The sequence below is a fragment of the Halovenus aranensis genome, assembly GCF_900100385.1.
GTDB lineage: Archaea > Halobacteriota > Halobacteria > Halobacteriales > Haloarculaceae > Halovenus > Halovenus aranensis.
Genome location: NZ_FNFC01000014.1, coordinates 1 through 17641, shown reverse-complemented (window position 1 = coordinate 17641; position 17641 = coordinate 1). Strand labels below are relative to the sequence as shown.

General features: G+C 58.7%; 19 protein-coding genes and 2 pseudogenes. 9 read left to right on the top strand and 12 right to left on the bottom strand.

Annotated elements, in window-relative coordinates; translation table 11 throughout:
- Positions 1 to 4: 4 nt before the first annotated feature.
- Positions 5 to 466, bottom strand: coding sequence for a pyruvoyl-dependent arginine decarboxylase (locus tag BLR34_RS13520; protein ID WP_218120893.1), 462 nt, complete (start codon positions 464 to 466; stop codon positions 5 to 7).
- An 862-nt stretch (positions 467 to 1328) separates the two neighbouring features.
- Here BLR34_RS13520 and ilvA point away from each other — a divergent pair.
- On the top strand, positions 1329 to 2573 hold the full coding sequence (gene ilvA / locus BLR34_RS13515) for a threonine ammonia-lyase (protein ID WP_092703932.1): 1245 nt from the start codon (positions 1329 to 1331) through the stop codon (positions 2571 to 2573).
- Here ilvA and BLR34_RS13510 read toward each other — a convergent pair whose 3' ends face one another.
- The 3 genes from BLR34_RS13510 to BLR34_RS13500 all read right to left on the bottom strand — a co-directional run bounded on the left by BLR34_RS13510 (position 2574) and on the right by BLR34_RS13500 (position 4872).
- A complete protein-coding gene (locus BLR34_RS13510; protein WP_092703930.1) occupies positions 2574 to 2912 on the bottom strand; it encodes a glutaredoxin family protein in 339 nt (112 codons plus the stop codon).
- Positions 2913 to 2967: 55 nt separating this feature from the next.
- Positions 2968 to 4521: a S41 family peptidase gene (locus tag BLR34_RS13505; protein WP_092703928.1), complete on the bottom strand. Its 1554-nt coding sequence runs from the start codon at positions 4519 to 4521 to the stop codon at positions 2968 to 2970.
- A 105-nt stretch (positions 4522 to 4626) separates the two neighbouring features.
- Positions 4627 to 4872 carry a BolA family protein gene (locus tag BLR34_RS13500; protein WP_092704071.1) on the bottom strand — a complete coding sequence of 82 codons (246 nt, stop codon included), beginning with the start codon at positions 4870 to 4872 and terminating at the stop codon, positions 4627 to 4629.
- Positions 4873 to 4957: 85 nt separating this feature from the next.
- Between BLR34_RS13500 and BLR34_RS13495 the strand changes: the two genes are divergently transcribed.
- The 3 genes from BLR34_RS13495 (at position 4958) to BLR34_RS13485 (ending at position 7875) form a co-directional block, all read left to right on the top strand.
- Positions 4958 to 5884, top strand: coding sequence for a WD40/YVTN/BNR-like repeat-containing protein (locus BLR34_RS13495; RefSeq protein ID WP_092703926.1), 927 nt, complete (start codon positions 4958 to 4960; stop codon positions 5882 to 5884).
- Positions 5885 to 5938: 54 nt separating this feature from the next.
- Positions 5939 to 6901, top strand: coding sequence for an NAD-dependent epimerase/dehydratase family protein (locus BLR34_RS13490; protein WP_092703924.1), 963 nt, complete (start codon positions 5939 to 5941; stop codon positions 6899 to 6901).
- A 383-nt stretch (positions 6902 to 7284) separates the two neighbouring features.
- Positions 7285 to 7875, top strand: a complete 591-nt coding sequence (locus BLR34_RS13485; protein WP_092703922.1) for a hypothetical protein — start codon at positions 7285 to 7287, stop codon at positions 7873 to 7875.
- A 172-nt stretch (positions 7876 to 8047) separates the two neighbouring features.
- Here the strand turns inward: BLR34_RS13485 and BLR34_RS13480 are convergent, their stop codons facing one another.
- From BLR34_RS13480 to BLR34_RS16695, 5 genes and pseudogenes are all read right to left on the bottom strand, one after another.
- Positions 8048 to 9205 (bottom strand): multicopper oxidase domain-containing protein, encoded by a 1158-nt coding sequence (locus BLR34_RS13480; RefSeq protein WP_092703920.1) that lies wholly within the window; start codon positions 9203 to 9205, stop codon positions 8048 to 8050.
- Between the two features lie 192 nt (positions 9206 to 9397).
- Positions 9398 to 9892: a hypothetical protein gene (locus BLR34_RS13475; protein WP_143414171.1), complete on the bottom strand. Its 495-nt coding sequence runs from the start codon at positions 9890 to 9892 to the stop codon at positions 9398 to 9400.
- A 90-nt stretch (positions 9893 to 9982) separates the two neighbouring features.
- Complete coding sequence (locus BLR34_RS13470) at positions 9983 to 10642, bottom strand: SDR family oxidoreductase (protein WP_092703916.1); 660 nt, start codon at positions 10640 to 10642, stop codon at positions 9983 to 9985.
- A 185-nt stretch (positions 10643 to 10827) separates the two neighbouring features.
- Positions 10828 to 11673, bottom strand: a complete 846-nt coding sequence (locus BLR34_RS13465; protein WP_143414170.1) for a hypothetical protein — start codon at positions 11671 to 11673, stop codon at positions 10828 to 10830.
- A 332-nt stretch (positions 11674 to 12005) separates the two neighbouring features.
- Positions 12006 to 12113: pseudogene (locus BLR34_RS16695) on the bottom strand (NAD(P)-dependent oxidoreductase); the annotation flags it as partial.
- A 60-nt stretch (positions 12114 to 12173) separates the two neighbouring features.
- Between BLR34_RS16695 and BLR34_RS13455 the strand changes: the two are divergent.
- Positions 12174 to 13211 (top strand): tyrosine-type recombinase/integrase, encoded by a 1038-nt coding sequence (locus BLR34_RS13455; protein WP_092703910.1) that lies wholly within the window; start codon positions 12174 to 12176, stop codon positions 13209 to 13211.
- A gap of 160 nt (positions 13212 to 13371) precedes the next feature.
- Here the strand turns inward: BLR34_RS13455 and BLR34_RS13450 are convergent, their stop codons facing one another.
- A complete protein-coding gene (locus BLR34_RS13450; protein WP_092703908.1) occupies positions 13372 to 13872 on the bottom strand; it encodes a hypothetical protein in 501 nt (166 codons plus the stop codon).
- 186 nt (positions 13873 to 14058) lie between these two features.
- Between BLR34_RS13450 and BLR34_RS17090 the strand changes: the two genes are divergently transcribed.
- From BLR34_RS17090 to BLR34_RS13445, 3 genes are all read left to right on the top strand, one after another.
- The gene (locus BLR34_RS17090) at positions 14059 to 14217 is read left to right on the top strand and encodes a hypothetical protein (protein WP_176765331.1); all 159 of its coding nucleotides are present in this window, start codon (positions 14059 to 14061) and stop codon (positions 14215 to 14217) included.
- Positions 14218 to 14553: 336 nt separating this feature from the next.
- Positions 14554 to 14709, top strand: a complete 156-nt coding sequence (locus BLR34_RS17085; RefSeq protein WP_176765330.1) for a DUF7837 family putative zinc-binding protein — start codon at positions 14554 to 14556, stop codon at positions 14707 to 14709.
- Positions 14710 to 14763: 54 nt separating this feature from the next.
- Positions 14764 to 15177, top strand: a complete 414-nt coding sequence (locus BLR34_RS13445) for a TRAM domain-containing protein (RefSeq protein ID WP_092703906.1) — start codon at positions 14764 to 14766, stop codon at positions 15175 to 15177.
- A gap of 9 nt (positions 15178 to 15186) precedes the next feature.
- Here the strand turns inward: BLR34_RS13445 and BLR34_RS16690 are convergent, their stop codons facing one another.
- Together BLR34_RS16690 and BLR34_RS17080 are read right to left on the bottom strand one after the other, a co-directional pair.
- Entirely contained in the window at positions 15187 to 15420 is a 234-nt protein-coding gene (locus tag BLR34_RS16690) for a hypothetical protein (protein ID WP_143414169.1), read from the bottom strand.
- Positions 15417 to 15590, bottom strand: coding sequence for a hypothetical protein (locus tag BLR34_RS17080; RefSeq protein WP_176765329.1), 174 nt, complete (start codon positions 15588 to 15590; stop codon positions 15417 to 15419). Before BLR34_RS17080 ends, BLR34_RS16690 begins: the two co-directional genes overlap by 4 nt.
- 1763 nt (positions 15591 to 17353) lie before the next feature.
- Here BLR34_RS17080 and BLR34_RS13440 point away from each other — a divergent pair.
- Positions 17354 to 17641, top strand: a pseudogene (locus BLR34_RS13440) (IS5/IS1182 family transposase); the annotation flags it as partial.

Sequence of the window (17641 nt, the reverse complement as noted above, 5' to 3'; positions counted from 1 at the left end):
GCGGTCACACGAGTGGCTCGCTCTCGCCGTAGACCGCGAGCACGGCAGCAGTCGTATACTGCTCTGTCGGCCCGGCGGTGACGATGTGGGTCTCGATGTCGGCGTCGATGTCGCGCAGTGCACAGCCGTGTTCGATACCCTGAGAGAGTCGGTCGCGGACCGACGCCGGGTCGGTTCCGTCTGCCTCGTAGAAGATACCCGACCCGTCGTCGGTCTGTGCCCACGCGAGCCCGGCGGCTGCACGGGTGTCGGGCGGACTCGTCTGCCGTGCTAACACGACATTGAGCGCGTTACCCGTCGCACCCAACTCCGGCGCGGTCCCGCTGGACTCGACGGGCACGGACGCAGGAATAACCGACGAGAGTTCACGGAGGTTGTACTGGTGGACGTTTGCCGCCGCCAGCGCCTCGTCGAACGACGCCTTCTGCGTGCCGGCGGTGCCAGTCCCCCAGACGATACGAATCATGCTCGAAGGGCTCGTTGCGACGGACAAGAGCATTGTGTCTCGTCGTCTGGCTCGCATCTCACGCTGGTTCTGTATAGCAGCAAGCGATATATTATATATAGTGGGGCGTTACCCCGGCGACATTCCGGAGTACAGATACTATCTACCAGCTACGCAACCGGCCGGCGGACGACAACAGGAGAAACCACCCGAGCTAGACATAAGACGCGCCGGTTGTGAGCGAATTGAGCGACGCGAGGACGGCAAGCGGTAGTGAGTATTGCGAGTCGTTACGGCCGTAGCAACAGACGCATTTCACACGATGTGACACGGCCAGTCATGTGACATGGTCACGAGACGTACCGCAACAATCACCACGACCGAATTCGTATTTCGTCGAATCGCCACCACGCCGACCAGAGGGTAGACCACTGGTCGCGCAGTCCCCGCTGCGCGCGCGAGGACCGAGCTCTGTCGCGGGGTGTGTCGTCTCGTATCTACGCCGTCAGCGACGAATCCGCGACGACAGCGCGTTTCGTGCCCCGAGAGACGCGAATCAGTTGGTGAGCTTGAACCCATAGATACCGATTGTGGCGATTGATAAATTATTTATCGCGATATAGAATGCGGCTGGTCGACCTGAAGTACACCCGGAACGACAGCACGGCCGCTGCCCTCTGTTTATATATCAGACAGGCGTCGTCTCACCGTCAGACGGGCGGCATATCCGGTTTCCTTCTTGTGGTTTTGATTCTGATACGGTCATTAGGTTTTAAGTATCCCGAGGGCAACCCTACGGTTGCAGTCGCGACTGCATGTCACACGTTCCGCTTTCTTTCCGGTCCCGATACCACTAACACGCACCGACGCAAACGGGCAGGATATGCTTGAGTTAGCTGATGTTCTCGCGGCACAGGACCGGGTGGCCGAAACCTCTCGGGACACGCCGCTCGTCTACTCGAACACCTTCTCGGACATGACAGGTGCAGACGTCCACCTAAAACAGGAGATGCTCCAGCGAACTGGGTCGTTCAAGATTCGCGGCGCGACAAACCGGATTGCAACCCTTCCCGAGTCAGACCGGGAGCCAGGTGTCGTGACCGCGAGCGCGGGCAACCACGCTCAAGGTGTTGCTCTCGCAGCGTCCCGGATGGGAGTCGACTCGAAGGTGGTGATGCCAGAGGGTGCCCCGATTTCGAAGATACAGGCGACCGAGGATTACGGCGCAGAGGTGATTCTCCACGGCGTCGACTACGATGCCGCTGCCGAACACGCCCGCAAACTCGAACGCGAGGAGGGGCGGTACTACCTGCCTGCCTTCGACGACTGGGAGGTGATGGCCGGCCAGGGGACCATCGGTCTCGAAATCTACGAGGAACTGCCTGAGGTCGACACTGTGGTCGTTCCTATCGGTGGTGGCGGCCTCATCTCCGGCGTTGCGACGGCGCTCAAGGGAAAAAACTCCGACGTTCGCGTTGTCGGCGTCCAGGCCGAGGGTGCATCGAGTGTCGCGCCCTCGCTCGATAAGGGCGAGCGCATCGAGTTAGACAGTGTCGAGACGATTGCAGACGGTATCGCGACTCGGACGACCGGCAAGAAGACCTACCAGGTCATCGAAGAGCGCGTTGACGAGGTCGTGACGGTCTCGGACGCCGAGATTGCCGTCGCTGTGACGACGCTGCTCGAACGAAGCAAGACACTCACCGAGGGAGCCGGCGCGGTTGGACTCGCCGCACTGCTCGCTGATACCTTCGAGTACGACGAGGGTGAGACCATTGTCCCGACGCTGTGTGGCGGTAATATCGACATGAACATGCTCACGACGGTCATCATGCGCGGTCTGGTCGAGACCGGCCGCTACCTCCGTATCCGGACCGTTCTTCCGGACCGGCCGGGAGCGCTCGACGGATTGCTTGATATCGTCTCCGGGAAGGAGGCCAACATCTACGCTATCAAGCATGACCGCACGTCCCGTGATATCTCGATGTCCTCGACAGAGGTGGAAATCGACCTCGAAATGCGCGGTGACGACCACGTCACGGAGGTTCTCGAGGCACTGGAGAGTGCAGGCTACGAAATCGAAGTGCTGGAAGGCGGTGAGGACGCCGGAACCAATATGTTACCCTAATCAGGCGACCGTCGCTTCGAGTTCATCGCGCTCGTCAAGTTCCGCGAGCACGTCGCTACCGCCGACAAACTCGCCGTCGACGAACGTCTGTGGAATCGTCTCCCAGCCGCTGCGCTCCTCGAGAGCGGCCCGGAACTCGTCGAGAGAGTCCAGTACATCGACGACCTCGAAGTCGTCGCGGTACTGGCCGACCAGCCGCAGCGCGCGGTCGGAGTACCCACACTGTGGCATGTGTTTCGTGCCCTTGATAAACAGGACGACGTCGTTGTCTTCGATAGCTGTCTCGACGGTCTCCTCGACTTCTTCCTGGGGAAGACTCTGGTTGGGGTCGAAGGTCATCAGCCACTGTTAGTGGCGGAACACAAAAAGGGCTTCTGGACAGCGTCTCCGACGGCTACAGCGGCAACTCCCCACGGGCGTACGAAACGGCGAGTTCGAGGCTCGCGTCGGCGCGACGGTCGAGTAGGTCGAATCGCTCTGGAGTGAGCAACACGTCTGGCTCCAGAACGGCACCGTCTTCGGCCGGCTGAAAGACGTGATAGCGGTTAGAAAGCCGAACCTCGAGCCCAGTGTTCGGGAGTTCCGCAAGCACCGTATCCCGTGGCCCATTCGGTGACTGGCTGGAGGGGACACCCACGATGTCGGCCCCGAGATGCGAGAGGAGCATCGGTATCTCCATGCCAGCCGAAAACGTCTCGGGGCCAGTCACCACAACCACAGAGTCGGGGCAGTACCGCGCCTCGTGTTCCCCGCTCTCTACTTCCGCGCTGAAGGTCGGGCTCAGCTGTGAGAGCTGTGTCCGGATCTCCTCGACGCGCTGGTCCGTCCCGGCGAAGTACGTCGAGAAATCGTACCCCGTCGCGCCGTCGCTGTCGGCGTCGTGACCGAACTCGCCGAGTTGGTCCTGTGAGAGGGGCGAAACTCGCGCGGCATCGTACTGGTTCTCGGCGGCCGTCGCGATGCCGTCCCAGCCATAGAGGACGTAGATGAGGAGGTACGGGAGCAAGGACATGCCGCCGGTGTTGTGTCGCGTATCGACGACGAGTGTTTCTGTCTCCGCGTCGGCCATCTCCGTGACCAGCGTGGTCAGTCGCTCCGTCGCCGACGGGAGGTCGGCTACCTGCTCGTCGTGGCTCTCGGGAACGGGGTCGCCGACGAGTCGGCGGTATGTCTCCTCAGTGTCATAGATGTCTTCGGCTGGTCCACCGGGTGCCGCAGCAACTTCGTGGACCTCCCGGTGGGAGGCACAATCAGGTAATGTGAGCAACACCGTATCCTCGTCGAGGAACGTGTAGGCGGGTTCGCCGGCGGTCGAGGGTTGGTCGACGGCCTGTTCAAGCGTGGCCACTGGCGTTTCAGCAGCGACTGGCTCCAGCGTCACCGTCCGGGCGGTTCCGTCTGGACAGTCGACGGTAGCTGACGGCTCTATCGTCGACGAGTCGAGTAGTTGCTGAAGCCGTTCCTGGTCTGACGCGAGCGTACGACCGAGATAGTTCAGGTCGCCGTACCGGTTGTCGGCGCTCTCGAGCCGCGAGTGTCGTCGTCGAAGCTCTGGGACCTCGATATCCCCGACGGACAACAGCCGGCCGCCGAGCAGTTCGGCGTCCTCACTGTAGACCTCCGAGACGTAGAGTTGGTCGCCGACGACGCGAAACCCGAGCGGGAGTCGCTCCTCGCTGTCCGAATCCAGAGACGCCGGCGCTAACACCGTCGTGTGTCCGTCACGGAGTGCAGCGGCAAAGCTCTGTACTCGGTAGTAGAACGATTCGAGGGATTCGCCTTCCTCAGGAATCTCGCGAACCAGTTCTTCCAGTGTGCGGTAGTACGCGACCCGGTTCCTGTGACCTGTAAAGGGCGAGGGATGGCTGTCGGCGAGCGTCTGAGCGAGGAATCGCGCATCGTCCGCGAGTTCCTCTCGAGAGTACGCACCGGTCGGTGACTCTGTCATGTGTCACCAGTTCTGAACGTCGGTGTAAGTAGCTTTGGTGAACAGATATTCGGTACGCAAAGTATCACTCACAACGCGTGACAGCCAGTTCGAGTCGTCTGTGACTTACGCGTCGTGCTGTTCGGGCGTGTAAGTCTTCAATTCCAGGGCGTGAATCTCGTCGGTCATATACTCCTCTAACGCATCGTAGACCATCTCGTGTTGGTCGACGAGCGTCTCTCCCTCGAAGGCCGGCGAGACGACCCTCGCCGCGAGGTGGTCGTCGTCCTCGGGGCCGCGTGGCTGTGTCACCGTCGCCTCGGCGTCGTCGATTTCGCGCTCGATTCGGGTCTCGATGTCGGATAGGTCGATGTTCATACATGGACTCTGGGGGTGCACTCTCAAAAGTTGCCTGTTGGGCGACGACTATTTTCCGCTCGTCTCTGTAAGTGCCGGCATGGTCTTCGCTGGAACACCTGGGGGCGTCTATCGCGTCGCCGAACAGTCCGGACGCACCGAACGAGTCTTCGATGCATCGGTCAGACAGCTACAGACAGACGGCGACGCAGTGCTCGCGGCGACAGATGCGGGCGTGGTTCGATCGAGCGACGGTGGTGAGAGCTGGGTCAACCTCGGACTGACAGACGTGCACGCACTCTGTTGTACTCCCGACGCCATCTACGCCGGCGGTCGACCGGCCGCGCTGTACCGCTCTGTGGACGACGGCAGAACCTGGACACGACACGCGCAGTTCCAGCGGGTCGCCGACGGGGCCGACTGGCCGACGAATCCTCACCGAGAGGAGGCCTGGGTCCGGACCGTCGCCGCGAGCGAGGGCGGGGCGGTGCTTCTCGTGGGCATCGAAGTCGGGGGGTTCCTCGCAAGCACTGACGGGGGCGACTCCTGGCAGCAGTTCGACGCCGTCCCCGACGACGTGCACGACGCCGTCCCGGTTTCGAGCGAGCGGTGGGTCCTCAGTTGTGGAGTCGGCGGCCCCGAAAAGCGGGGCGGGGTCTTCGAGACGACCGACGGCGGCGAGACCTGGACTGAGCGTGACCTCGGCCCCTACGAGTACGTCCGTGCGTCCTGTTATCAGGGCCAGCTCTACACTGCGGGCAACCGGAGTGCGCCGCCGTGGAGGCCACCGGAAGCCGGGCTGTTCGTCGAACACGACGGGAAACTCGACCGCGTGAGTTACCCCGGCGAACCGGAGTCGTTTGTCATTTCGTGGGCGACCAGCGGCGAAGCCGTGTTCGCAGGGACCAACGACGGTACAGTGCTCCGCGGCCACAGCAGACAGTGGGAACAACTCGGGACCGTTCCCGTCACAGCAGAGGCCCAGCGGGCCTGGGGTGTTCGGTCGCTGGCGGTGCCCGAGCCCTGACAGCCCCGGTGAGATATCGATGCACTAACCACGGATGCCTGTGGATGTGTGGGTATGAGCGACAGTACTGTCCTCGTCACTGGTGGTACCGGCTTCATCGGCTCGTATGTCGTCAAAGACCTGCTGGACCAGGGTCACGACGTGGTTGCCTACGACATCTCGACCGACACCGACATCCTCGAAGAACTCGGGGCCGCCGAGGAGACCGAAATCCGGCGGGGCGACATCGCCGACTCGACGGACGTGATTCGGGCCGTCAAAGAGACGGGGACGACCCACATCGTCCACCTGGCTGCACTGTTGACGACGACTGCCCGCGAGAACCCGCGGATGGCCGCCGACGTCAATATCACCGGCACGAACAACATCTTCGAGGCCGCGCGCACCCTCGACGACCAGGTCGAACGCGTCGCCTGGGCCTCCTCTGCCGCAGTGTACGCCCCGCCACACAACTACGACGCCGAGTGGATCGACGAAGAGCAACTCGTCTACCCCGACACCCTCTATGGCGCGACCAAGGAATACAACGAACACCAGGCCCGTATCTACGAAGAGGACTACGGTCTCGACCACGTCGCGCTGCGCCCGACGGTCGCCTACGGCCCTTACCGCGAGACGGGTGGCTCCGCGTTCCTGGCGAACATCATCGAAAAGCCCGCCCTCGGCGAGCCCTACAGCGTCGAGTACGGCGACCAAGCCATCGACTGGCAACACGTCGAGGACATCGCCCAGGCGTTCCGCAAGGGCGCGTTCACCCCCGAGTCCGAGCTGAGCCAGCGTGTGTACAACGTCCGTGGCGTGCTAGCGACGGTCCGAGAAGCCGCCGAAACTGTCGAGGACATCATGCCCGACGCCGACATCGAGGTCTCCGACGAGGGCGAGCTACCCTGGACCCAGAATCTCGATATGACCAAAGCACAGGACGACCTCGGCTACGACCCCGAGTACGACCTCGAAGCCGGCTTCCGCAAGTACATCAACGTCCTCCGGGAAGACGCCGGGATGGACCCGGTCTGAGGCCAGACAGAACGCTCAGCGGCGAGTCCTATTTTTCTATCTTCGCAGCTGTCGACAGAACGTAGCATAAAAACGCTACATGGTTACAACAGCGGTCAGTAGATGCGAGGAAGAGACCGGCCAGTGTACTGTGTTATTTAGAATATAGCAGAGATGATGTGAAAGACCCAGAGAGTAGATTCAGCAGTTGGTCGTCGTTGGTGTCACATCGCTCCGGGTGAACTGTCCGTCGAGAGACCTATTCAGTTAGTAAGATACGAGACTGTGAGATAGAGTACGTTCGTCGATTAAGTATATTTCAATCTAGATATGATTCGAAAGGCTGTTACCGAGCTGAAACATTCGACCGAATATTTTATCTACATATTTGGCAAACAGCGTGCATGGACCGGCGGACAGCAATCAAGACAACAGTAGCAAGTGCCTCACTAGCGGTGTGTGGGTGTCTCTCTGGTGGAACGTCTGAGACCGAAGACAACACACAGTCCGAAGAGACAAATCAGTCTTATAACAGGACAACGGTAACCGGTTCCAACGGTCCAGAGGGTGGTAGCAGTACAAATCAAGAAACGGGGAATATCACGATCAGTGTCGCAGCCGATGAAAAGACAGTAGAAAATTTCACCCAGCTTGAGTTGGGGATAGGGAAAGTCACTCTCAACAGTGAAGCCGACTCCAGTGAACACAGAATAGTAGATACTATCGATATATCAGGAGAACCTATCAAAGTAGTCAACGCAGAGCAGATAGCACCAGGAGAGTACAATCAACTTAGTCTCACAGCTAGTATCGGGAGACGAAAGTTAAAAAATGGAGACTCACCGTATATATCGGAGGGTAGCCTCAGCACTGCAGTCACCAATCTGAGGATAACAGCCGACTCGGAGGCCAAGCTAACAATCTTTTTCACTGTGTCCAAAGACGGAGACGGTGATTATAACCTGACAGTCCAGCGGGCCGAGGCAGACGACTGAAACGAGCAATTCTGACACGTCTCTGGAGGGTTACTCTGTGTCACTGTCTTCAATAAGAGCATGTACAGATAGAATTGCCAGAGAACGGGTTCATTCGGGTGTTCTCTGACACGCTGGTCGGCAGTCAAACACGAGACAGCCAAAGAATCCTGCGGACTCGTAAACCGCCGGTCTACCCGGAGTAGCCCGCGTACTCCATGAGCTGTTTGAACACGTCCGTGTCCATCACGGACTTGTAGACGACGCCGGTAATCATTCCGCCAGGGTAGAATGAGCCGTTCAGGACGTGATTGACCTTGTGACAGTGCATGAGATAGATACCGGGGTCAACGTCGGCCGTGAACTCAATCGTGTGTCGTTCGCCGGGCGCGATGTTCGTGACATCCATATCGTGTCGGGCGACCTCCGGAACGGGAGCGCCGTCTTTCTCGACGCGCTGGAAGCGGTGGTTGTGGAGGTGAATCGGGTGTGACATGTACCCGCCGTTGACGAGATGAACCCGGACCGTGTCGCCTTCCTCGACGATAATCGGCGACCCCTGTTCCGGGTGAAGCGTTCGGGGTGCACTCTTGCCGTTGACGGTGAACACGTCTGGGTTTCGCGATGTCGTGTCGAAGGTAAAGTCAGCTTCGCCGGCCCATTTCTTCGGGATGCGAGAGTCCCAGTCTTTGATTGTCATGAAGTGCTCGCGGTCGGCGGGCTCGTACCCCTCGGGGTCGACCCGGAGGATGCCGTACATCCCCATGTCGATGTGACGGTGGGTCTGGTAGTGGCAGTGATAGAGATGCGTGCCCGGGACGTTGGCCGGGATTTCGTACGTGTGTTTTTCTCCTGGCGGGACCTCGATGCCGGTCGTCGTCGGAACGCCGTCGTTCTCCCAGGTCTTCGTGACCCCGTGGAAGTGGATTGTATGCGGGTGGCGGCCGTCGGTGTTGTCGAGTGTCACCTCCATCGCGTTGCCCGCTGTCGTCCGGAGAATCGGGCCCGGAACGCTGGGGTCGTTATCGTCGGCCTGGAACGCCCAGACGCGCGGGAACTCGATGGGACCACCCATCGTGTCGTTGGGGTGGACTGCGTGTCGAGCAGGCAGCGTCCGCATCGTTACACTCCCGCCCTGCTCGTCGACGTTGATTACCTTCGGGGGACTGGTGTACGGGAGCGAGTCCGACTGGGACTGAGACTGCGTTTGGGTTTGCATCGGCGTCTCTGTCGGGTCGGACGAGCCGCCGCCGAGACACCCCGCCAGCGCCGAGATACTGGTCGCGCCGGTCGCTGCGAGAAATTCTCGTCGTGACACGCCAGTTCCGGGGGCGCCAATATGGTCTGTCATAGTACATGCGAGGCTTTGGAGTACGCGGGGATAAGCTGTCGACGGGTTATTACGCCGTAAGAAGCGCCCGTTAGCTTTTGTCAGTCGAGGCGTAGTGGACAGGTAACCACGTTGTCCCGAATATGTTCACAACCAGTCGTCGAAAATGAGTGACGGGAGCAGTCGCCCGGTCAGTGTGTCAGTTGCGAGCGCTCAGTCGGTTCCGACCGTCCAGCAGTCCTCGGAGAGCGTTCGGCCGGCGGCGTACCCCTGGTGTTTGCGCAGCAGGTGGTCGCTCGACAGCCGATAGGTCGCACGGTGGGAGGTTGCATCCGCGGGCTGGGGCGTCTCGTTTTCTCCCGGCGTCTCGGCGCGACCCTCGACGGCGAGCGCGACCCGGTAGCCGTCGCCGGTCTCCTCTACTGTCGTGACGCTGATGTCCGCGACGGCGTCGTAGCTGTCGTCGGTCGCCACGACGTAGGTCCGCTCGAACTCGGTTACGTAGTCGACAACGCGCTCGCTGGTCCGCGTTTCGGGAGGGTCGGGCAGTTCGTCGGTGTCGGGGGCTGTGTCACAGTTCGCTGATACCCATTCTGGGGTAGCGTCCGCGGTCGATTCGGTCGGGTCTGGCGTCGATGTCGGCGTCTCTGGAGGGTTAGAATTGCCGCCAAGACAGCCTGCGAGCGCCCCGCCTGCGAGGGTGGCCATGGTCGCGAGGAGCCGTCGACGATTCATACCACTGGCTACAGCCGTCATAAAAAAGTCAGTGATGACGAGTAAAGTCACTCTTTGACTGGGTCACTCCCGGAGCAAAACGTCCATGCTCCGTGTTACTGCTCGGTCGCGCTCGATGAGCTGCTGGTAGAGTCTCGCCAGTTCGTCTGCCTCAAGGCTTCGCTGTGTGTCTGTTCCGGCCGGTGTGACACTGGTGCCGATGCTGACGTACGTGACCTGTACCTGTGCAAGCGCGGCGTCGAGGGTGGCCGCAAGTCCCTGCGTAGCCGGCGCGACGGCACCCCATTCGACCTGTTCGGGCGCGGTTTTCTCGGCGTAGGTCGTGCCGCTGAATACGACAGTTCCGTCGGTCTCCCGGAGGTCTGGAAGCGCGGCCTGGACACAGGCGAGCGACCCCGCGACCCGGACGTCGAACATCGACCGGAGGCGCTCGACGCTTGCATCCTCGACCGGCCGGCCGCCGCCGGCGGTCGCGTTGAGAATAACTGCATCGAGTTGGCCGAGTTCCTCGCGCAGACGCTCGACACCAGCCTCGACCGCCGCCGTATCGGTGATATCGGTCGGGATTGCGACCGCGCCAGCACCGAGGTCGGCGGCGAGACCTTCGATAAGCGGTGCTGACCTGGCGAACAGACCAACGCCGTAGCCGGCGTCGTGTAGGTGGCGTGCTGTTGCCTCGCCGATTGTCTCGCCGACGTCCGCAATCAAGACGGTATCGCTCATACTGAGAGGGAGGGGAAACACGTACAAAAGCAATGTCTGAATCGCAGTTCAGGAAGCCCTGCGCTCCTGAAGCGACCTTTAGCGGCGACAGACCGCCAGCCAACTCACGGGTGGGACACTCCGGTGAGAGTAAACGTGCAGCGGATACTATGGCTTGCAAATCGTTCCTGTCACCGTACCGTCGGTCACAGATAGCCGACATAGCCCATGAGCGCGCTGAATAGCAGGACAATACCGCCGACGCCGTAGAGAGCCAGCCAGTATCCCCACCGGTAGCGGCGGGCGAGCGCCGCCGGGCCGAGGCGCGTGACAAGCAGTTGCCCGGTATCTGGCGGAGTGAGTGTCGGAGCGTCGCCTGGCGCGTCGGGTGCGGTCACTGTTCCGAAGACGGTGACTGTCTCACCGGGCTCAATCGCCGTTTCGACATACCGCCGTGCACCGTCGTGACGCATGATATCTACGACCGAGTGTTTCTCCGCAGGGTCGAGGCCAACTCGCCGCTCAAACTCGGCGATGTGCTCTGGCAACGAGTCGCCCGGGTTGTACTCGACATCGGTGCCGTGGTCCGTCGTTTCGAATCGCACCCTGTCGGTTGCGACGCTACGGTCCGTTATATCGCTGAGTCGTGTCCCCCGCAGGACCCCATCGACCTCGGTGTTCGTGTGAATCGTCGGGAGCGCAACTGCTGTCGCCTCGCCTTCCAGACGAGCGTCGCCAATCGTCGCTCCTCGCATTTTGTACGTCCACCCGTTGCTGGTGTTCATGTATTCCGAGACTTGCCAGGCGGTCACTGCGACGTCCTCACCAGAGAGAGGACTCGTCGTCTCACTATCTGTGTAGACAGGTGCTCTGACGAGCGCCGTTTCGCCGTGGCTGGCGGTATCTGGCGACTCGACGGTCGCTCGGGTGATTCGCTGATACCACTGTCGGCGACGGTACCCCTTATAGAAGTATACTGAGGCTGGGAGGCAGAGTACTAGACACGTTAGCACGGCGAAGATAGCACCGGTGACAAACCCACTACTGCTCACGAGTCTACCGTAGACCGTCGTGTTTATACTCGTTACAGGGTAGTTTCCGTCCCAGAAACGTCGACGAACTGGCGTCTCGAGCCAATACACACCACGCGTTGCTCGCGCGGCAACGGACTACGACAACGCAAGCGAATCCACCCGGCGAAGCGGTGTCGTTGACAGCCACCCCCGACAGCTGACAAACGGTCTCGAATCGTCACGTCGCCGTCGGTCGTCGCCAGTAATACCGTTCTCCACGGTAATACACGCAGTGTCAGCAGGGTTTCGTGCTGGTAGTACAGACAGCGAACGACGAAACTGCGGTATACACGCCGTCATAGACGGTGCGATTACGCGACTTTCTCCGCGCCGTCCCACTCCGCGGAGTTATCGCGTGGCTCGTAGCCGAGTACGTCCTTGGCGCGTTCGAGCGAGTAGTACTTCCGGTCGTTGTCGGAGAAGAATACGGCGGGCTTGCCGGGTCTGACGCCGCTGTACGGCTGGTTCGGAGAATCACAATGAACGCCCGAACCGACGCCTCGAACTCGCATGGACAGCGCCTCGAACCACTCGCACCGGCCCGTGCAAAATCCCTCTATCTCAAGTCACGAAAAGACGAACTTGCGGAGCGGTCGCTCGAACTCCATGACAAGCACGTCGGGTCGTTTGTCGAGTTCTGTGACGAGAACGGTATCGACAACATGAACGACGTGACCGCTCGAACGGTCAACGAATATCGCCTCGAAATTGGGGAAGATTACCAGCAGTCCACCATGAGTATCTACCTTTCGACCGTCCGCCAATTCGTTCGGCTTTGTGAGGGGATGAACGCGGTCGCGCCAAACGTCTCCGAGCGGATTGTGTTGCCTGACCGCGACCGGAATGCCTGTACAGAAGCACTCGAAGCCGACGACGCGAGACCAATCCTCTCGTACCTTCGGAAGTACCACTACGCGAGTCGTACCCACGCGCTCATGGCTTTGCTTTGGCACACCGGAATCAGGACGGGCACCGCTCGTGGACTTGACGTAGAAGACCTTGACGCCGAGCGTGACCGGCTCCGCATACGGCACCGACCAGAAACCGATACGCCACTCAAGAACGGCGAGAACGCGGAGCGCTACATCGCGCTCTCCGAAGAGGTATCAGATGTGCTGGCGGCCTACGTCGAGGAACACAGGCACCACGTAACGGATGATTACGGGCGAAAGCCACTGTTCACGACGAAGAGAGGGCGACCAGCGAAGAACTCCATACGACGGAACATCTACGCCGCCACGCGTCCATGTGCGGTTGGCCAGGACTGCCCCCACGGTCGGGAACCGAAGACGTGCGAAGCGGCACAACGGACGAACGACGCTTGTAAGTGTCCCTCGACTGTCTCCGGCCACCCTGTCCGTAGGGGGGCTATCACATTCCACCTTCGACGGGATATACCACAGCAAGCAGTGAGCGACCGGATGGATGTATCGAAGAAGGTGCTGTCAGAACACTATGATATTCGGACAGAAGACGAGAAAGCGGAGCAACGTCGGAAGTTCCTGACGAATCTATAACTACCATACCTCTCGCCGGCCACGTAGACGCGACCTGCCCGCACTACGCCGACGACAGCGACGTATGGCTGTTCGAGAAGGACGAACCGACCATTGTCAAGTAGTGATTCTCTTCTACGATTTCTCTCCGAGGGCAACTCCATTCAATGCGTACTGATGTTCACTTTCCCCACCGCTCGTATGCACCTGTCACTTTGGTTTCCACCTGTTCAATCACATCCGACGGTTCAGTGTGGTCGTGAGTGTCACGATGCCTGCCGAATTTTGGGTTCTCACTGTTTGATGAATACCACCCTCGACCACAGTCCTTCATTTCGCCGTTCTGTCCGCGATATTGGACTTGGAAGTACCGCTCGTCAAAGGAGATACGGGATACAACTCTCCCTGACTTTGTGCTGATAAACTCAAGAACTTCCCTATTCCGCTCTTCTGTTACTTCCTCGTCAAACTGGCCGATACCCCTAATTGTCTCCACTACGCTCTGAACCGTTTCTTTAACGTCTTCCTGAAGGAAAGCCGCCAACTCGTCTACCTCGGGTTTCGAGATAATATCCAACTCGTGACGGAGAACTTCGTTGAAAGTCTCTACCCCGTATTCTCGTTTCAGTTCCTCTAACCGTTGGTGTACTGCTTCATCGACTTTGACTGTCTTTTCTGCCATATTTTCTACCTCGTGTATCGTATTACACCCTGTGTATTGAGTGTATTCTAGTGTAGATAATACACCACAATAAAACTTGTGCGACTGTCTACCCCCCTGCTTCCTACGCAACCTGCGTCCACCGTAACGGTAATCGGCAGTCCAATCAGCGAAAGAAGTTCACGTATCCCGGTTGATATTACGGCTATGAGCCACGACAAATCTCCACCTGCCCGCGTTCCCGAAAGTCAAGAGGCCGCCGAGAACCTCGCTTCTGAAGCCGACGAGGAAGAACCCAGAGTAACCGAACAACAGAGGCACAATATCGCCGTTACATGCGCGAAGTTGATTGGCGATATTGACTGATTGCGTCCCGACGACCTACCCCGAAATCCGATAACGACCTATCTCTTCTGACCCGCAGTCCGGACACTCGTCCGCGTCCGGGGAAAGATTCGTTCCGCACTGGCGGCACTCCACGACTACCTCTGTGTCGTCACCGGAGAGTAGCCGAGCGAGTACCGCGCGGACACTCATGGGTTTTCGAGGTTCTGCCGACAGTGAATTAATCCTACTGGTGGCCCCTATCCACCGGAAATCCGGTGTGTTCGACCCACAAACCCCGCCAAAGGCTTACGTTCGAGGGCGATTGAATTTCGCTTGGAAGGAACACTGTCACACGCTCCTTCCATCCCCCTTTCCATGACGCCCGACGACACGCAGATACTCGGTCGCTGTCCGGACTGCGGCGAACGTATCCCTACTGCGTGGCTTCTGGTCAAGTACGAGAAAGACGACGGTGAGACCGGCATTTGGGCGGAGTGTCCCGACTGTGCGGACGTTGTAGCACCGGAGTAGCGGAGACAGCAGAGTCAAGTGTTCTTCGTCGTGTATCAGATGTAAGGTCTACAAATGGAGATTTCCGACCAACTTCGGTGTCTGTATTCTGCTACTGTTGAAGAGCGCGACGGGTCGTATGTGGTCGAGGTGCCGGAGCAAGAGATTCAACTTGGCGACCTTCAGGAAGGCGAGACGTATCGCGTGGCTGTTCTGCCGTCTCCGTCTAACGACGACGCCAGCGACACCGACACTGAACCAGAGCGCGAACGTGGGCCGCCGAAGCCACCCGTCGAAGAGGGAGAACAGCGCACCGTCGAAATCGAAAACCTTGGCGACCAAGGCGACGGTATCACGCGTGTCGAACGTGGATTCGTCGTCATTGTTCCCGACACCGAGCAAGGAGAGCGCGTCACCGTTGAGATTACTGATGTGCGAGAGAACGTTGCCTTCGCAGAAGTTGTCGAACGCGTGAGTTACTACGACTGACGCCCTTCTTCAGAATCCGCCGTCTGAAATCAAACCGAGTAGCCAACCAACAGCGACCAGCAGACCACCGCCGAGAAGAGCCAGTGCAACAGCACCGGTCACACCAACTGCCGAAAGAATACCGGAGAAAGGGCCACCCGGGTCGTAACGAGTGGCCCATCGGTAGACAACACCGACGACAGCAACCATGATAGCCACGCCAGCAATCCCGCCAAGGACTTCTTTCAGCGGTAGGCCGGTCATTGCACGTCGTGGTCGCCGTCCAAGACAGGGCGGTACAGGTCGCCGTCAACGAGAACGCCGTCTTCCGTCCGCCCTATCTCGCCGCCTTCCTTCCACCCGTAGCGGGCCATCTGCTCCCACCGCAACACTCGACCATCGTCGTTCCGGTATTTCGAATCAGGGTTCGGCATTGGTGGCGACTCCCTTGATGTAGGATTGCCGCTACGTGGGCATAAGCGTAGGTGCGAGTCAAGGCGCTTCAAGCAGACTAATGTCATGAAAATTAACATTCTCGTAGGTGGCACAGAATTAACAACCTCACCTAAAAAATTAATAAAACACACCTCACGTTCGGTGGCCGAGATTCGCCCAAATTTCGAGCGCTTCGCTTGTTTCCTATCAACGAACAAAGGTGCCCCTTCGACCGGGGCGACAGACGGACATTCAGAGAGCCGGAGCCGCTGAAATGTTTCGCCACCGCTTGAACCCCACCCCGGCTGTCCCGGCCCGACTCCCGTCCCCCACCAGCCGGGCCAGTCCCGGCGGCCCGGCCACCAGTCCCGCCACCCCGACGGTCGTCCCCCGGTACCCGGTGGGTATGTGATATGGTGTCACGCGCTCTGGTGGTGTCTGTGCCTGCTGTACGCCTACGCAGGTCGGGTGGCCTACGGGTCGGGCTAGCCCCACCAGAGACAGTCCCACAGGCCCGTAGCGACTCGCTATGGCCTTCTCTAATACTCCTGAACAGGCATTAGAACGTCTGAAATGCCGGTTTTCTTCCGCGAGACGGTGGGGTTAATCGGCAAGGACACCGAGATAGCCGTCGCCGCGCTGAAATCGAGCAACCCCATATATCAAATATTTGTCTATTATAGCATGGGGGTGCCAAATTCAGAAGTCGCGTATGAGTCCCACAAAATTCAATCTGAAGCACCTTCCGGGACAATTCATCCCCGAATAGGGAATGAAAAAGAGACTCCGGATTCAGCCAGTTGTCCTACGACTCTTCAGGTGGCGGGTTCTATTCGAGTTCGTCTTTGGCTTGACCCGGCACTACCACAAAATATCATATAACACGGTATACTGGTATTGTTATACTTTTGATTAAGTTCCGAATCCGAACTGGTCAAGTCAGTACCTCGTCCTGATACCCCTATCAGCAGAGCGGCGTTACAGTCTCTTATAGCGTTATAGATTCTTAACTCGATTCTAAGAAACTCTCTGAGCAACGCGCTAAGAGCGTTCGTTGTTCTATGCCCCATACCACTCGGTCACGAAAGCAATCGCTTGTGACCCACGTCAGGGCGCTCTAAGCGGCGCTGGCTCCTTCGGCAGTAGTGGCAGATTCGTTTCGCAAGTATTGGTCAGCATTCTATAGATTTATAAAATCTCTTAGGTCTCCTGAGCGGCTTTCTGAGCGCGTTCAGATTTCCGTGGGCCATACCACTCGGAATTAAAAGAAATCGCTCTCGGCCCGTCTCACGCTCTTCTGAACGGCCTGTGGTGTAGGTGGAGTTATTCACGCTTCTGTGGCTTTAGATAGGCTCTACTTGTCGTTTCGAGGTTTGGAATGAGTGGGGCTACTGGTGCTGAAGCCGCTACCTCTTCGGCGGTGGCTACGGTGCTGGTTGTCTCTGTAGTAGTCGTTGGTCTACTATGGTGGTACTATGTATTATATAATATATTTCATATTAAAATAGTTTAGAGTACGAGAGAAGAGAAAGGGGACTATAGGGGATAGAGTAGAGAGTACTGTAGTAGTATGTATAGAACGAACGAATCACCGTGTAATATTATAGTACAACGAGTAGGTAGTGTACGAACGAACCGTAGTAGTATAGACAGTACAAATAGTACAACGAACGAAAACAGCACCACACAGTACACTGCTTACAGTGTTGTCCAGAGCGTGTCATAGAAAGCCTCCCAAGGGAGGCCGCAGGATTTGGAAACTGTGTCCAGCAGCACCAAAACCCTGCAAGACGTAGCTTCGGTCGACGACTTCTTGAATGTCGCGGCTACGGAGACAGCACCGTTGTTCGAGTACTTGGAGTTCGAGTTTCTGCTGGAGTACGACGTGTTCGCCCCCGCTGCGAGGGGGCGAACACGAGTGCACAAGCCACCAGAACTCTTCAAAGGCTTCCTGCACTGCTACTACAAAGGCATCTACGGCACACGCCCCGTCACACGAGAACTCCGAAATACACTGACTTGGCTGTCCTGTGGTTTCGAGAAACCACCT

Excerpts from the sequence above, each read along its gene's own strand:
- BLR34_RS13520 (WP_218120893.1), bottom strand. The coding sequence starts at position 466 with ATGATTCGTATCGTCTGGGGGACTGGCACCGCCGGCACGCAGAAGGCG.
- ilvA (WP_092703932.1), top strand. The coding sequence starts at position 1,329 with ATGCTTGAGTTAGCTGATGTTCTCGCGGCACAGGACCGGGTGGCCGAA.
- BLR34_RS13510 (WP_092703930.1), bottom strand. The coding sequence starts at position 2,912 with ATGACCTTCGACCCCAACCAGAGTCTTCCCCAGGAAGAAGTCGAGGAG.
- BLR34_RS13505 (WP_092703928.1), bottom strand. The coding sequence starts at position 4,521 with ATGACAGAGTCACCGACCGGTGCGTACTCTCGAGAGGAACTCGCGGAC.
- BLR34_RS13495 (WP_092703926.1), top strand. The coding sequence starts at position 4,958 with ATGGTCTTCGCTGGAACACCTGGGGGCGTCTATCGCGTCGCCGAACAG.
- BLR34_RS13490 (WP_092703924.1), top strand. The coding sequence starts at position 5,939 with ATGAGCGACAGTACTGTCCTCGTCACTGGTGGTACCGGCTTCATCGGC.
- BLR34_RS13485 (WP_092703922.1), top strand. The coding sequence starts at position 7,285 with ATGGACCGGCGGACAGCAATCAAGACAACAGTAGCAAGTGCCTCACTA.
- BLR34_RS13480 (WP_092703920.1), bottom strand. The coding sequence starts at position 9,205 with ATGACAGACCATATTGGCGCCCCCGGAACTGGCGTGTCACGACGAGAA.
- BLR34_RS13475 (WP_143414171.1), bottom strand. The coding sequence starts at position 9,892 with ATGGCCACCCTCGCAGGCGGGGCGCTCGCAGGCTGTCTTGGCGGCAAT.
- BLR34_RS13470 (WP_092703916.1), bottom strand. The coding sequence starts at position 10,642 with ATGAGCGATACCGTCTTGATTGCGGACGTCGGCGAGACAATCGGCGAG.
- BLR34_RS13455 (WP_092703910.1), top strand. The coding sequence starts at position 12,174 with ATGAACGCCCGAACCGACGCCTCGAACTCGCATGGACAGCGCCTCGAA.
- BLR34_RS13450 (WP_092703908.1), bottom strand. The coding sequence starts at position 13,872 with ATGGCAGAAAAGACAGTCAAAGTCGATGAAGCAGTACACCAACGGTTA.
- BLR34_RS17090 (WP_176765331.1), top strand. The coding sequence starts at position 14,059 with ATGAGCCACGACAAATCTCCACCTGCCCGCGTTCCCGAAAGTCAAGAG.
- BLR34_RS17085 (WP_176765330.1), top strand. The coding sequence starts at position 14,554 with ATGACGCCCGACGACACGCAGATACTCGGTCGCTGTCCGGACTGCGGC.
- BLR34_RS13445 (WP_092703906.1), top strand. The coding sequence starts at position 14,764 with ATGGAGATTTCCGACCAACTTCGGTGTCTGTATTCTGCTACTGTTGAA.
- BLR34_RS16690 (WP_143414169.1), bottom strand. The coding sequence starts at position 15,420 with ATGACCGGCCTACCGCTGAAAGAAGTCCTTGGCGGGATTGCTGGCGTG.
- BLR34_RS17080 (WP_176765329.1), bottom strand. The coding sequence starts at position 15,590 with ATGCCGAACCCTGATTCGAAATACCGGAACGACGATGGTCGAGTGTTG.